The organism is Plantactinospora sp. A48 (genome assembly GCF_055793945.1).
In genome coordinates this window covers 34837-49712 of the sequence record NZ_JBTIXF010000026.1, presented here as the reverse complement: position 1 = coordinate 49712, position 14876 = coordinate 34837, and the positions used below count along the sequence as shown (strand labels likewise).

Annotated in this window: 11 protein-coding genes and 1 pseudogene; 6 read left to right on the top strand and 6 right to left on the bottom strand. The window is 73.5% G+C overall.

The annotated features are described in order from the left end of the window. Positions 1-101: 101 nt before the first annotated feature. The 4 genes and pseudogenes from ACXN5W_RS15755 to ACXN5W_RS15740 all read right to left on the bottom strand — a co-directional run. Positions 102-893: pseudogene (locus ACXN5W_RS15755) on the bottom strand (TIGR03084 family metal-binding protein); the annotation flags it as partial. A 14-nt stretch (positions 894-907) separates the two neighbouring features. Next, positions 908-1525, bottom strand: coding sequence for a TetR family transcriptional regulator (locus tag ACXN5W_RS15750; RefSeq protein WP_473159029.1), 618 nt, complete (start codon positions 1523-1525; stop codon positions 908-910). Between the two features lie 203 nt (positions 1526-1728). Next, positions 1729-2472, bottom strand: a complete 744-nt coding sequence (locus tag ACXN5W_RS15745) for a metallophosphoesterase family protein (RefSeq protein ID WP_473159028.1) — start codon at positions 2470-2472, stop codon at positions 1729-1731. Positions 2473-2602: 130 nt separating this feature from the next. Further along, complete coding sequence (locus ACXN5W_RS15740) at positions 2603-3280, bottom strand: Crp/Fnr family transcriptional regulator (protein ID WP_088976469.1); 678 nt, start codon at positions 3278-3280, stop codon at positions 2603-2605. Positions 3281-3531: 251 nt separating this feature from the next. Between ACXN5W_RS15740 and ACXN5W_RS15735 the strand changes: the two genes are divergently transcribed. From ACXN5W_RS15735 to ACXN5W_RS15710, 6 genes are all read left to right on the top strand, one after another. After that, the gene (locus ACXN5W_RS15735) at positions 3532-4347 is read left to right on the top strand and encodes an adenosylcobinamide amidohydrolase (protein WP_473159027.1); all 816 of its coding nucleotides are present in this window, start codon (positions 3532-3534) and stop codon (positions 4345-4347) included. A gap of 54 nt (positions 4348-4401) precedes the next feature. Continuing rightward, on the top strand, positions 4402-5562 hold the full coding sequence (locus ACXN5W_RS15730; RefSeq protein WP_473159026.1) for a CapA family protein: 1161 nt from the start codon (positions 4402-4404) through the stop codon (positions 5560-5562). A 129-nt stretch (positions 5563-5691) separates the two neighbouring features. Continuing rightward, the gene (gene nth / locus ACXN5W_RS15725) at positions 5692-6417 is read left to right on the top strand and encodes an endonuclease III (RefSeq protein ID WP_473159059.1); all 726 of its coding nucleotides are present in this window, start codon (positions 5692-5694) and stop codon (positions 6415-6417) included. A 103-nt stretch (positions 6418-6520) separates the two neighbouring features. Further along, a complete protein-coding gene (locus ACXN5W_RS15720) occupies positions 6521-7315 on the top strand; it encodes a TlpA family protein disulfide reductase (RefSeq protein WP_473159025.1) in 795 nt (264 codons plus the stop codon). Continuing rightward, a complete protein-coding gene (locus tag ACXN5W_RS15715; RefSeq protein WP_473159024.1) occupies positions 7312-8085 on the top strand; it encodes an NUDIX hydrolase in 774 nt (257 codons plus the stop codon). The genes ACXN5W_RS15720 and ACXN5W_RS15715 overlap by 4 nt, the downstream gene beginning before the upstream one ends. A gap of 91 nt (positions 8086-8176) precedes the next feature. Then, entirely contained in the window at positions 8177-9355 is a 1179-nt protein-coding gene (locus ACXN5W_RS15710) for a MarP family serine protease (protein WP_473159023.1), read from the top strand. 24 nt (positions 9356-9379) lie between these two features. On the opposite strand, the gene mycP is transcribed toward ACXN5W_RS15710, so the two are convergent. Both mycP and eccCa read right to left on the bottom strand, forming a co-directional pair. Next, on the bottom strand, positions 9380-10612 hold the full coding sequence (mycP, locus tag ACXN5W_RS15705) for a type VII secretion-associated serine protease mycosin (protein ID WP_473159022.1): 1233 nt from the start codon (positions 10610-10612) through the stop codon (positions 9380-9382). A gap of 149 nt (positions 10613-10761) precedes the next feature. Next, positions 10762-14829 carry a type VII secretion protein EccCa gene (gene eccCa, locus ACXN5W_RS15700; RefSeq protein ID WP_473159021.1) on the bottom strand — a complete coding sequence of 1356 codons (4068 nt, stop codon included), beginning with the start codon at positions 14827-14829 and terminating at the stop codon, positions 10762-10764. Positions 14830-14876: the final 47 nt, after the last annotated feature.

The window sequence follows — 14876 nt, the reverse complement described above, 5'->3', positions numbered from 1 at the left end:
CCCGCCGGCTCCGTGCCCGCCGGCTCCGTGCCCGCCGCCTCCGTGCCCGCCGGGCCAGGGGCGGCGCCGGATGGTGGTGTCGGGTCGGCGTCGCTCGGCGGTGTCGGTGCGGTTGGTTCCCGGCCGGTCCCGGGTGGACCGGCGAACGCCTGGGCCACCTCCAGCCACTCCCGCGCCACCCGGCCGGTCGCGACCAACGCCAGGTCCGCCGGGTGCCGGCGCTGGGTGACCAGCAGGCAGAAGTCCAGGGCCGGGCCGGTCACCCGGTTGGCCGCGTCGGCCGGCCCGAAGGCCCAGACCTCGGCCGTCGCGCCGGGTGGGGTGAGTTCGACCCGCACCGGGCGGTCGGGTACCGGCCGGCCGTGGGCGGCGAAGCTGTGCCCGAGGGTACGAACACCGAGGTACGCGACGTGCCGCAGCCGGTCGGTCGGCGGTCGGCTCACCCCGAGCGCGTCGGCGACGTCCTGACCGTGCGCCCAGGTCTCCATGATCCGAGCGGTCGCCATCGAGGCGGGGGTCATCCGGGTGCCGTACCAGGGAAGGCGCTCGCCGGGCGGGGCGTCGGCGAGGGCGGTGGCCAGCGCATTCCGGCCGTCCCGCCACCGGGCCAGCAACTCGGCCGGTGGGGCCAGAAACTCCTCGGCACCTCGGTCGACGAAGCCGGCGAGATCGGCGCCGGCCCGCGAGATGGAGTCGAAGAAGGCCGTCGGATCGGTGGCCGCGAGCCGCGCCACGTGGTCGGTCCAGGCCAGATGGGCGATCTGGTACGCGATGGTCCAGCCGGGTGCCGGGGTGGGCAGTGCCCAGCCGTCGACCGGTAGCGGGGCGACCAGGGCGTCGAGCTGGGCCGACTCCTCGGCCAGGTCGGTCAGCAGACGGTCCAGCTCGACCATGGACACCTCTCGGCTCAGCGGTGGGGGTGTGCGGCCAGGGCGGTCGCGAGCTGGTGTTTCCACACCGCCAGCAGGGCGCCGCGCCGGGCGGAGTCGTCGGAGAGCAGGTTGGCCACGCCGAGACCACGTAGCAGGTCGAGGGTGGCCTGCACGGACTCCCGTACGCCCGGACGTCGCTCGTCGGCACCGAGCAGTTCGACGGTCAACCGGTGCATCTCGCGACCGACCCGCGCCTCCAGCGGTACCAGAGCGGCCCGCAGCGGCGGGTCGGTGCGGGCCGCGACCCACAACTCCAGCGCGGCGGCGAAGAGTGGGCCGGTGAACAGCGTCGCCAGCATGTCCACCACCCGCCCCAGCCGGTCGGGACCGGCCGGCAGTGCGGCGGCCTCGGCGCGGATCTCGGCGGCCCGTCGCTCGGCCAGGTGCTCGACGGCCGCCATCACCAGGGCGGCCTTCGTGGGGTAGTGGTGCAGTTGCGCTCCCCGGGACACCCCGGCCCGGGCGGCCACGGCCGTGGTGGTGGTGCCGGCCCAGCCGCACTCGACCAGGGAGTCCACGGTGGCCGCCAGAAGTCGGGCCTGGGTGTTACGGCTGCGCTCCTGCTGCGGTACGCGGATCGATGTGGACGACACCCGCCCAGCCTGCCGACCCAAAAAGAAACAGTCAAGCCTGCTTTTTCCCAGCACCCCTCCCCCCTCCCCTCCCCTCACCCCTCCCCTCCCCAGTTGATCATGAGGTTAGCTGCCGTTTTTGAGATCGAATACGCCGCTAACTTCATGATCAACGGACGAGGTGGGGGGAGGTGGGGGGAGGGGGGAGGGGGTTGGGGGTGGGGTCAGCGGCCGTCGTGGGGGGCGAAGGTGAGTAGGGCGTCGATGTCGCTGTTGCGGGATCGGACGTACTCGTCGGCCCACTCGGCCGCCTGGGGATAGCCGGATTCCGTGGCGATCCGGGTACACGCGGCGGTCAGGTCGAACTCCGTACGGCGTAGCTGCACTCCCGGCCCGAGCAGGGCCCAGTGCGCCCCCGTCGGCCCGTAGGGCATTCCCACGCTGCCGGGGTTCACGATCAGCCGTCGGTCGACAAGCCGGACGAACGGCATGTGGGTGTGCCCGCACACCACCGTGCGCACCTCGGCCGGTACGTCGGCGAGCACCTCCACCCAGCGTTCCAGTCGGGTGTCGACCAGCACGACCTCCTCGTCGTTCCGCGGGGTCGCGTGGCAGAACAGCACCGGACCGAGTCCGTCCACCGGCAGGGTGAGGGTCAGCGGCAGCGCCGCGAGGCGGTCGACCTGATCGGCCCGCAGTTGGGTGGCGGCCCAACGCGACTCCGGGTGCTCCGGCTCCCGGCCGTCCCGTGCCGCCACCAACTCCCGGTCGGCGTTGCCGTTGACCCAGTACACCCGCTCACCCAACCCGGCGAGCAGGTCGAGCACCTCCACCGGCTGTGGGCCGGCGGCGATGTCCCCGGTGACCACTACCGCGTCGGCAGTGGCCACGTCGGGTTCAGCCAGGACGGCCTCCAGGGCCGGGAGCGAACCGTGGATGTCGGACAGGACGGCGACTCTGCTCGGCATCGACCCAGGGTGCCCGTTCCACGGCGCCCACGTCGAGGCTGGTTAACCGAGGGCAGAATCTGCCACCGGGGGCGTTAAGAAGGGCCCCCTGCTATACGAAAAGCGATAACAGGGAGCCCTTCCTTACAGCTCAGACGCGGGCGCGGCGGGCCAGGCGCTCGGGGTCGAGAATGATGATGCTCTTGCCGTCCAGGCGTAGCCAGCCGCGCGAGGCGAAGTCGGCGAGCGCCTTGTTGACGGTTTCCCGGGAGGCGCCGACCAGCTGGGCGATCTCCTCCTGGGTCAGGTCGTGGGTCACCCGCAGGACGCCGCCGTCCCGGGTGCCGAACCGGCCGGCCATCTGGAGGAGGTTCTTCGCGACCCGGCCCGGGACGTCGGTGAAGATCAGGTCGGCGAGCGAGTCGTTGGTCCGACGCAGCCGGCGGGCGAGCACCCGGAGCAGCTGCTCGGCGATCTCGGGCCGGTTGTTGAGCCACGGTCGCAGGGCCTGCTTGCGCAGCCGTACCAGCCGGGTGTCGGTGACGGCCGTGGCCGTGGCGGTACGCGGGCCCGGGTCAAAGAGGGACAATTCGCCCACCATGTCGGAGGGTCCCATGACGGCGATCAGGTTCTGCCGGCCATCGGCGGCCCGTCGACCCACCTTGATTTTCCCGCTGAGCAGGATGTAGAGGCTGTCGCCCGGTTCGCCCTCGTTGAAGACAACCTCGCCCTTGCGGACGTCGATCGTCTCCATCTCCTTCGCCAGCGCCTCGGCGGCCTCCGGGTCGACACCCTGGAAGATCCCGCTGCGGGCCAACACCTCGTCCATCGCGCACCTCCACTGCACGTGCCGTCCGTCGGCCCGTTGTCGGCCGTTGATCGCCGCGCGCCGCCAGTCTAGGCGCACGTGAGCGGTATTCGGAGGCGCACCCCGGGGAACCCCGATCCGCCGCTGACCGTGTTGATCGACCTCACACCCATCATCCACCCTGCCCGGCCCCGACCGCCAACGTCCCGGGACGGAGCGACCAGCGGACCGGGCGACCGGACCCACCGCGGCGGGGTCCTAGGGTCGCAGCCGTGCTGTCCGAACCCGTCCGAACCGTCCGCGCCGAGAACGGGCTGAGCCTGCCCATCCTGGCCTGGCGGTGCCCGGCGCCGCTGCCGACCATCAGTTCCGCGCCGTTGGGAGGCGGGATCGGGACGCGGCACTGGGTGATCAACGCGACGGTGCCCATGTCGTACGACCGGGACGACCCGGACCGGCACCTCGCCGGGCTGGCCGCGTCGCTGGACCTGCGCGGACCCGGCGTCGGACACCTCACCGGCGTCGACGTGGCCGAGGTGGTGGCCGCGACGTCCGCCGGGGTGCGGGTCTGGGCGACGGTCGGCCTCGGAGCACCGATCTGGGCCGCCGACGACGGACCACCGGCCACCGTCGACGGATCGCCGGGCCCGCCGGGCCCGGACGGATCGCCGGCCGTCGGATCGCCGGCCGTCGGATCGCCGGCCGTCGGATCGCCGGCCGTCGGTGAACCGCCGGGCGTGACCGGGTCGGGCCGATCGCCGGGTACGGCGCACCGGGTGGGCACCGTCAACATCGTGGCGGTGGTACCCGCGCGACTGTCCGAGGCGGCGCTGGTCAACGCGGTGGCCACGGTCACCGAGGCGAAGGCGCAGGCGCTCTGGGAGCTGGGCCTGCGGGCCACCGGCACCGCGACCGACGCGGTGACGGTGCTCTGCGCGCCGGCCGGACCGATCGAGGCGTACGGCGGGCCCCGATCCCGGTACGGCGCGCCGCTGGCCCGGGCCGTGCGTCGAGCCGTACTCACCGGGGGTGCCGTTCCGACGGTTCCCTGGTCCGACCGGCCGGGCGGTGACCGTGATCGCAGGTAGGACCGCACGCGCGGGACTGTGGCAGCCCCGGTCCGCCCGGTAGGGTCGGCGGCGATGTCCGCGTACCCGAACCTCCGTCCCGAGCGTCGCCCCCGGCGGCGGTGGCTGCTGCCCGGCGTGCTGCTCGGGGTGTTGTTCGTCGGTGCCGTCGGGTGTGGGGACAAGGACGCCGGTGGCCCGCAGTGGCAGGCCGGCCAGAGCGGTCGCGCCGCGACGCCGACGGCCAGCGCCAAGGCGACGGCGGCGAAGACGATCTCGCTGTCCGCCACCGGGGACATCATCATGGGTGACGCGCCGGACCGGCTGCCCTCGGGCGGGGGCAAGGGCTTCTTCACCCCGGTACGCAAGCTGCTGGCCGCCGACGTGGTGATGGGCAACCTGGAGGAGCCGCTGACCGACGACACGGGTACCGCCAAGTGTGGCGCCGGGTCGACCAACTGCTACCAGTTCCGCGCCCCACCCAGCTACGCGCAGCACCTGTCGGACGCCGGGTTCACCCTGCTGAACCAGGCCAACAACCATGGCAACGACTTCGGGCCGGCGGGGTACCGGAACACCCAGGTGGCGCTGACCGAGCACGGCCTCAAGCACACCGGGGCGCCCGACGAGATCACCGTGCTAAACGTGGCCGGCACCACCGTCGCGGTGCTGGGCTTCTCGCCGTACCCGTGGAACAACAGCTCGTTGGATCTGGACGAGGCGGCCGACCTGGTGAAGCGGGCGGACGAGACGGCGGATCTGGTGGTCGTCCAGGTCCACCAGGGCGCCGAGGGCTCGGACCAGGTCCACGTCCGGCCGGGCACTGAGATGTTCCATGGGGAGAACCGGGGCGATCCGGTCGCCTTCGCTCACGCGGTCATCGACGCCGGTGCCGATCTCGTGGTGGGCCACGGGCCACACGTGCTGCGCGGCATGGAGTTCTACCAGGGCCGGCTGATCGCGTACAGCCTGGGCAACTTCGCCGGCGGGAGCGGCACGCTGACCCGGACCGGCCGGCTCGGCCAGGCCGGTGTCCTGCGGGTCTCGCTCACCAAAGACGGTTCGTGGTCCGCCGGTACCTTCACGTCGACCAGCCTGAACGCCGCCGGACGCCCGGTGCCGGACTCCGCCGGCCGGGGACTCGCGCTGGTCCGGCAGCTCACCGGGAGCGACTTTCCGCGTACCGGTGCCCGGCTGGACGGCTCGGGTCGGATCTCGCCACCCGCCGCGGGCTGACACGCCGGGTGGTCGGTGCCGCGACGTAGGCTGGCCGGCGTGGATGAGCGGTACGGGGTAGCGGAACGCGCGGTCGGGTCGACAGCTTCGGCCGAGACCGACCTGGGCCGGAAGCGACGGGCCCGCCGGATGGGTCGGGTGCTCGCCGAGACCCACCCGGACGCGCACTGCGAGCTGGACCATGAGGGCCCGCTACAGCTTGCCGTGGCGACCATCCTGTCGGCGCAGTGCACCGACAAGAAGGTCAACGAGGTCACCCCGAAGCTGTTCGCCCGCTATCCCACGGCCGCCGACTACGCCGCTGCCGACCGTGCCGAGTTGGAGGGGCTGATCAGGCCGACCGGCTTCTACCGGAACAAGACCGACTCGTTGATCAAGCTCGGCCAGGCGCTCACCGAGCGGTTCGGCGGCCAGGTGCCGCGCCGGCTCGACGACCTGGTGACCCTGCCGGGGATCGGCCGCAAGACCGCGAACGTCATCCTCGGCAACGCCTTCGACGTACCCGGTATCACGGTGGACACCCACTTCCAGCGGTTGGTCCGACGCTGGGGATGGACGGTGGAGAGCGACCCCGTGAAGATCGAGCATGCCATCGGGGCGCTGTTCCCCCGGCGTGACTGGACCCTGCTCTCCCATCAGGTGATCTTCCACGGTCGACGGGTCTGCCACGCCCGCACACCGGCCTGCGGTGCCTGCACGCTGGCGAAGCTCTGCCCGTCGTACGGCACCGGGCCGACCGACGCCGTGCCCGCCGCCAAGCTGCTGAAGGGCCCACGCGCGCCGGAACTGGCGGTACAGGCCGGCCTCGACCCGTCGCTGGTACCCGCCCGCGCGGTCGTCGCGGAGGCACCGTGACGGTTCTGCCAGCCCCGCAGTCGCGAACGAAGGACCTTGTGGTGAGCGCGAGGAGCTGGCCGGTTCTGCCAGCCCCGCAGCCGCGAACGAAGGACCTCCAGCGGTGATCCGTCGCGCGTTGGGTCGGGTCGGGTCGGGGGCGGGGCTGGCCGTGCTGCTGGCCGTCGCCGGCTGTTCCGGCGGTGGGCCGGCCGCAACCGGAGGACCGGCCGGCACCGCTGGATCGGTGTCACCGTTCGCCGACTGTTCCTCGCTCACCGTCCCACCCCCGGCGGTGGCGACGGCCGGTCCCGAGCGGTCGCTCGGCGGCACCGACCGGCCGTCGGGGTCAAGTAGCGCCGATCGTCCCTCAGGGTCCGGTGGCCCGGCGACCCCCGGGCCGACCGGGACCGGGACTTCGACCGTGGCCGGGGCCGCGAGCGGAACCGGGACCTCGACCGGGGCCGGGGCCACGACCGCTGGCCGGGCGGGGTCCCGCCCGCTGCCCGACCTCGCGCTGCCGTGTTTCACCGGTGACCGGCAGGTACGCCTCGCGGAGCTTCGCGGACCGGCCGTGATCAACCTGTGGGCCGCCTGGTGTGCGCCGTGTCGCCGGGAGCTGCCGGCCTTCCAACGGCTCGCCACCCGGTCGGGCGGGACGGTACAGGTCATCGGTGTCGACACCCGGGACGACCGGGACGCGGCCGCCTCGCTCGCCAGCGACCTGGGCGTGACCTTTCCGACGCTCACGGACCGGGACGAGAAGCTGCGGATCGGGGTGGGCGGCCGGGGCCTGCCGGCCACGGTCTTCCTGGACGCCTCGGGTCAGATCCGGTACGTCCAGGACACCGGGGCGCTCGACGACGAGACCCTGACGGCACTGGTGTGGCGCCACCTCGGGGTACGGGTGCCATCGTGACCGGCTCGACCGCCGTACCGGACCCCGAGCCGCCCGACTGGGCGCGACGCCTGCTGGCCCGGGTGGGCTCGGCCCGGGCCGAGGACTTCACCCGGCTGCGGACGCCCAGCAGCGGTGGACGGGAGAGCGCGGTGCTCGTCCTGTTCGGTGAGGAACCCGGCCAGGGCCCGGACGTGTTGCTCATGCAGCGCGCCGCGACGTTGCGTAACCACGCCGGGCAGCCGGCGTTTCCCGGCGGCGCGGCCGATCCGGGGGACGCTGACCCGTCGGCCACCGCGCTGCGAGAGGCGGCCGAGGAGGTCGGGTTGGATCCGACCAGCGTCACCGTGCTGGCCCAGCTGCCCCGGCTCTGGATTCCGGTCAGCGACTTCATGGTCACCCCGGTCCTGGCCTGGTGGCACCGCCCCCATCCGGTGCATCCGCGTGAACCGGCGGAGGTCGCGCACGTCGCCCGGCTCACCGTGGCAGAGCTGGTCGACCCGGGTAACCGGTTGCGGGTCCGGCATTCCAGCGGCTGGATCGGCCCGGCGTTCCAGGTCCGCGGCATGCTGGTCTGGGGATTCACCGCCGGTGTGCTGGCGACGCTGCTCGAAATGGGCGGCTGGGCCCGGCCGTGGCCCCGGGACCGGATCAGCGACCTCCCGCCGGTGCGATCCGGCCGCGATCCGGACCCGGCGGAGGAACTGACCGGGCCGGCGGATGACCTGACCGGTCCGCCGGCGGGGGAATCCACCGACCCGCCGGGCGGGCTTGTCGGCCCGTCGGCGTAGCGACTCCGGTCGGTACGGTGTCGGTGACGCTGGGTCGGCCGGCTCCTGAGGGCTCGCGTCGCTGGCAGCACACCACCCGTACATTGGACGGGTGTCCGCGGTCGATCTGGTTCTGCTTCTGCTCATGCTGGCCTTCGCGATCAGCGGTTACCGGCAGGGATTCGTCATCGGCGTGCTCTCGTTCACCGGGTTCTTCCTCGGCGCCCTGCTCGGATTGCAGCTCGGGCCGCTGCTGGCCCAGCAGTTCGACAGCCCTTCCATGCGGGTCATCGTGTCGCTGGTGGCCATCTTCGGCCTGGCCATCGTCGGGCAGGCCGGAGCCGGTTGGGTGGGCTCGCACCTGCGGCACGCCATCACCAGCCGGGTGGCCCGGCGGGTGGACGACGTGGGTGGCGCGATCGTCTCGATCTTCGCGGTGCTGCTGGTGGCGTGGCTGGTCGCCGTACCGCTGGGGTCGTCCTCGCTGCCCGGGCTGGCCAGTTCGGTCCGCAACAGCGCGCTGCTCGGCGTGGTCGACCGGGTGCTGCCGGACCAGGCGCAGGCGCTGTCGACCGCGCTGCGGGAAACCGTGGACACCAACGGCTTCCCGGACGTCTTCAACGGGCTCACCCCGACCCGGGCCCGCCAGGTCTCCCCACCCGACCCGACCCTGGCCGGCTCCCGGGTGGTCAGCAGCAGCGAGCGGTCGGTGGTCAAGGTGCTCGGTACGGCGCCCAGCTGCTCCCGCCGCATCGAGGGGTCGGGTTTCGTCTACGCCACCGACCGGGTGATGACCAACGCCCACGTCGTGGCCGGTACCCGGAGTGTCCAGGTGGAGGCGGACGGCGAACGGCACAACGGGCGCGTCGTGGTCTACGATCCGGACCGCGACCTGGCGGTGATCTACGTGCCGGGACTCGGCGCGCCGGCGCTGCGTTTCGCCCCTCGGCCCGCGGGAACCGGCGCCGACGCGATCGTGCTGGGCTACCCGCTGGACGGCCCGTACGACGCCCGCCCGGCCCGGGTACGTGACGTGAGCCGGATCACCGGCCCGGACATCTACTCCTCGGGTGACGTGACCCGGGAGATCTACACGATCCGAGCGCTGGTCCGCAGCGGCAACTCGGGTGGTCCGCTGGTGGCGGCGAACGGCCAGGTGCTCGGCGTGATCTTCGCGGCGGCGGCCGACGACCGGAACACCGGGTTCGCGGTCACCGCCACCGAGGCGGAACCGGTGGCCACGGCCGGCGCCGACAACACCCGGGGCACCGGCACCGGAAACTGCACCTGACGGTCCGCCACCTCCTGGTTCGGCTCAGCGGACCCGTCTGCGCCGCCGGACCAGGGCCAGGGTGCCGGCGCCGGTCACCACCACGACCAGCAGCAGCCAGCCCCACCCGGGGTGGGCGTCCCGCTCGGCGGGTTGCCCGGCGGCCCGGGCGGCCCACCGGGGTCGTTCGGTCGAGCCGAGGTCGAGTTGCCGGGCCGGCGGTTCAGTGACCGGCGGTGGCAGGGAGCCCGGCGCCGGCCCGAAGCCCGCGCTGCCCGGTGAACGCCTGTCGTCCAGCGGGTTCGCCACGACCCGGGGCACCGGGACGGTGAGCGCGGCGACGGGATCGATCCGGCCGAAGCCGAACTGGTCGTCCCGGCCGGGCTGGCCGAGATCCCGCGCCGTGACGATCAGCCGGTTGACCACCTCGGCGGCGGACATCGTCGGCCAGCGGGACCGCAACAGGGCCGCGGTCGCCGCCACCAGTGGTGCCGCGAAGCTGGTGCCCTGCACCGGCCAGAAGCCGCCGGGACGGGCGCCGACCAGCCCGCTGGCCGGGGCGCTGAGCACCGTACCGGGGCCGGTGATCGAGTTGGACCACAGGTTGTCCGTCTCCCGTTCCAACCCGGTGACGGCGAGCACCCCGGGCTCCCGGGCCGGATACCAGACCCGGTCCACCGGCGAACTGGGGGTGAGGTTCCCGGTGCAGGCGACCACCACGACATCGCGGGCGAAGGCGTAGTCGATCGCGGCGGCCAGCGCGGGGCTGTCCCCGTTGCCGCCCAACGACATGTTGATCACGCGGGCCCCGTTGTCGACCGCCCAGCGCACCCCACGGGCCACGATGAGCGCGTCGTCGTACCGGTTCTCCTCGTCCAGCACCCGGACCGGAAGGATCCGGGCGTCCGGCGCGAGCCCCACCACGCCCCGGTCGTCGTCCCGGCGGCCGGCGATCAACGCGGCCACCGTGGTGCCGTGCCCGACCGGATCGTCCTGCCCGTCACCCGAACCGCGTACCAGGTCGACGCCGGGCAGCACCTGACCGGCCAGGTCCGGATGCTTGCCGAACACCCCGGAGTCGATGACCGCGACCGTCACGCCCTTGCCGGTGGACAGCTGCCAGGCACGCTGAGCGGCCAGCTCCTTGAGCTGGAACTGGTCCTGGCGGACGGTGTCCCCGAGCAGCGGCGTCGCAGCCTGGGACACCGGCGCCACCAGTTCCGCGGCGGTCGCCGGACCGGCGGGTGTCCCGAAACCGCCGGCGATTGTGGTCACCATGAACAACGCCGCGGCGGTCAACCGCCGGACGGCGTGCGATCGACCACGCCACGGCCCAGTCACATCGTTGCCAATCCATCCCGGCGGACACGTGTCGAACGGAGGTTAGCGTGTTTCCGAGCGCCTCAGGGGCGAACCGGCGGACTTCCTCACGCCGTTGCCAGAAAGGCGAGCTGGACGAGGCGTACGCCCTCCTTCCGGGTGACCAGCCGACCACGACCGGGCGGCAGCGCGGTGGGCCGGACCGGGCCGAGCAGCGGCCCCTCGTCCGGATCGCCCGAGAGCACGACGCCCGGTGCGGACAGTTCCCGCAGCCGTTGGATGAGCGGGTCGTAGAGCGCCCGCGCGGCCCCGCCGGTGCGCCGGGCCAGCACCAGGTGCAGGCCGACGTCCCGGGCCTGCGGCAGGAACTCCTCCAGGGCCCGCAGCGGGTTCATCGGGCCGGCCGCGACCAGGTCGTAGTCGTCCACCAGGACGAACAGTTCGGGACCGGTCCACCAAGACCGGTCCCGCAACTGGTCCGGGGTGACCTCCTCGGGCGGCAGCCGGCGGTGCAGGTAACCGGCGGCCGACTCGACCAGCTCGGCGGTGGCCGCGGCCGCCGTGCCGTACCCGATGAGGTGTTCGGTCCGTACCGCGCCCAGCAGACTGCGGCGGTAGTCGACCAGGATCAGCCGGGCCTGCTCGGGGGCGAACCGGTCCGCCACGGACGCGGCGAGCGTACGCAGGAACGACGACTTGCCCGACTCGGCGTCGCCGAACAGCAGGAAGTGTGGTTCGGCGCCGAAGTCCAGCACCACCGTCCGCAGGTCCGCCTCGGCCACCCCGATCGGCAGCCGCAGCCCGGTGCTGCCGGCGGGATCGAGTTCGGCGTACGGCAGCACCGGCGGCAGCAGCCGCACCGGTGGTGCGACCGGCCCGGCCCAGCCGGTCCGGACCGCGGCAACCAGTTCGGCGGGCTCACCACCGGTGACCAGCGCCGGCACCGCGGTGAGCAGGTGCAGCCCGTCAGTGGTGATCCCCCGGCCGGGGGTCTTCTCCGGGACGTTCGCGGCGGTGTGCCGGGACACCAGGGAGTCCGTCGGGTCGCCGAGCCGCAGTTCGATCCGGGAACCGAACAGGTCGCGGACCGCCGGGCGGAAGTCGAGCCAGCGGGGTGCGCTGGCCACCACGTGTACCCCGTAGGACAGGCCACGGGTGGCCAGGTCGGTGACCATCGGTTCCAGGTCGTCGTACTCACCGCGCAGGGTGGGCCAGCCGTCCACGACCAGGAAGACATCACCGGACCGGTCCGTCCCGGGCTCCGGGCCGCCGCCGGCCGCCCGGACCGGCGCCGCCGGCTGCGTCGGCGCCTCCGGGCCGGTCCGGACCGGTGCTTCCGGGCTGGTCCGGGCTGACTCTTCCGGGCTGGTCCGGGTCAGTCGTCGGTAGGCGGCCATCGACTCGATGCCGGCCGCCGAGAACGCCCGTTCCCGGCCGGCCAGCACCGCCGCCACCTCACCCACGGTCCGGCGTACCGCGGCGGCGTCGAGCCGGCCGGCGACACCGCCGACGTGCGGCAGGTCACGCAGGCCGGCCAGCGAACCGCCGCCGAAGTCCAGGCAGTAGACCTGCACCTCGGCGGGCGTGTGGGTCAGCGCCAACGCGCAGACCAGGGTGCGCAGCAACTGCGACTTGCCGCTCTGCGGGCCGCCCACCACGGCCACGTGCCCGGCCGCGCCGTGCAACGGCAACCACAGCAGGTCCCGGCGCTGCTCGTACGGCTTGTCCACGACCGCCACCGGCACCTGCAACGCGCCGCGCAGTTCGGGATTCGTCACGGTCAGCCCGCGTACCGGGTCCGCCGAAAGCGGGCCGAGCAGCTCGTCCAGCGCCGGCGCGGTGTCGAGCGGCGGCAGCCACACCCGGTGCGCCGGTGGGCCCTGCCCGGCCAGTCGGGCCACCAGCACGTCGAGCAGGGTGTCGTCGGCCGGACCGGCCGGTGGCGGTACCTCGACCGGTTCGGCCTCGACCGGAGCCACGTGGTGGGTGGAGTAACGCAGGATCCGGGCGGGCCGTCCGGTCTCCCGGGTCGCGCCGGTCCCGGGCCGCGGGCGCGGGCCGGACACGTACGCCGCGGTGAACCTCCGCAGCGGCTCGGTACCGGCGCGCAGGAAACCGTGGCCGGGGGACCGGGGCAGTTCGTAGGCGTCCGGCACGCCGAGCACCGCCCGGGACTCCAACGCCGAGAAGGTACGCAGGCCGATCCGGTACGACAGGTGCGTCTCCAGACCGCGCAACCGGCCCTCCTCCAGCCGCTGCGAGGCGAGCAGCAGGTGGACGCCCAGCGACCGGCCCACCCGACCGATCTGCACGAACAGCTCGATGAAGTCCGGCTTGGCGTCGAGCAGCTCGGAGAACTCGTCGCAGACGACCAGCAGGGTGGGCAGCGGGGCGAGCGCGGCGCCACCCGCGCGGGCCCGGTCGTAGTCGCGCAGGCTGGCGAACCCACCGGTCCGGCGCAGCAGCTCCTGCCGGCGGATCAGCTCGCCGTTCATCGCGTCCACCATCCGGTCCACCAGCGGCAGCTCCTGGCGCAGGTTGGTGATCACGGCCGCGGTGTGCGGCAGCCGGTCGAGCCTCGCGAAGGTGGCCCCACCCTTGAAGTCGACCAGAACGACGTTCAACTCCTCGGAGGAGTGCGTGGCGGCCAGCCCGAGCACCACGGTGCGGAGCAGTTCCGACTTGCCCGAACCGGTGGCGCCGACCAGCAGGCCGTGCGGTCCCATGCCGTCCTGCGCGGACTCCTTGAGGTCCAACTCGACGGCGCCGCCGTCGGGGCCCACCCCGATCGGCACCCGGAGCCGGTCCCGCTCCGGCCGGCGGGCCCAGGCTCGCCGTACGGTGAACGAGTCCGGGTCACCGAGCCCCAGCAGGTCGGTCAGGCCCAGGTCGAGGCGGGTCGGGGTGGGCCCGGTGGGCGCCACGGCCAGCCGCAGCGGCGCCAGTCGGCGGGCCACCGCCTCAGCCTCGGCGGTGCCGAGCCGGTCCGGCGTACCGACCTCGACCAGTTCGTCGGCGACCGTGCAGAGCCGGCCGCCGCGCAGCTCCAGCGCGAGGGTGGTGGGGTCGACCGGCCGGGCCGGCGGCGCGTCCAGGTCGATCACGGTCACCGCGTCGACGCCGCCGTCCCGGGTGAACCGGGTGGCATCGGTCGGGTCACCACCGTCGAGCACGACCAGCAGGTGCGGCCCGGCCGTGGCGGGGCCGAGCGGGCTGAACCGCGAACGGTTGCCGAGTACGTCCTCGAGCAGCCCTTCCAGCTCGGCGAGCGAGCTGGTGACGAGCCGGACCGGGCCGAGGGCGTCGGTTCGGGCCGGATGGTGGGCGTGCGGCAGCCACTTGATCCACTCCCAGTCGGCCCGCCGTTCCGGGCCGGCGCAGAGCGCGACCAGCAGCTCATCCGGCGCGTGGAAGACCGCGAGCTGGACGAGCATGGCCCGGACCAGCGCGCGGCCGGCCGGGTCGGCCGTCCGGTCCCGGCCGTCGGCCGCGCCGGTCCGATTCCGTACGCCGGTCCGGTCCCGTACGACGATCCGGCCGAAACTCCGCAGCGACAGCGCCACCGGCAGGTCGGGCACCACGGCGTAGGTGTCGAGGAACCGGCGCAGGGCGCCAGCGGTCATCGGCTCCAGTTCCTCCAGCGGCCGGGTCGCCGGCGCCACCAGCGGAGTGGCCAGGGCCTGCGGTCCGACCGCCACCCGGACCACCCCGAAGTCCGGATCGCCAGCCCGCCGCTCCCACACCCGCCGACTGTGGACGGTGGACCACAACCGGGCCGGGTCGGGATGCCGGTAGAACAGGGCCGCGCGTTGCCGCTCGACGGTGTCCCGCGCCTGCCGGCGCAGCCCCGCGAGGTGCCGCAGGTAGTCGCGCCGGGCCGCCATCAACTCGGCCCGGCGCACAACGCCGGCCCCGCCACCCCACGAGGTGACCAGCATGGCCAGCGAGCTGACCCCGAACATCGCGCCCACCGCGTACGAATAGGCGCCGCCACCCCGGCCGAACATCATGGCCATCGCCACCGAGCCACCGAGCATCGGCAGGATCAGCATTGCCTGCTGCCACCGGCCGCCACCGGCCTCCGGAAACTCCGGCGGCGCGGTCACCACGATCTCCCCGCTGGGGATCTCCGGCCCGGGCTGGCGCGGCGGTCGCTTCACCACGATCGTGCTCACGCTGTCGCGCCCTCCCCGGGTCGCCGGCGGTTTCGCTCGGTAATCCG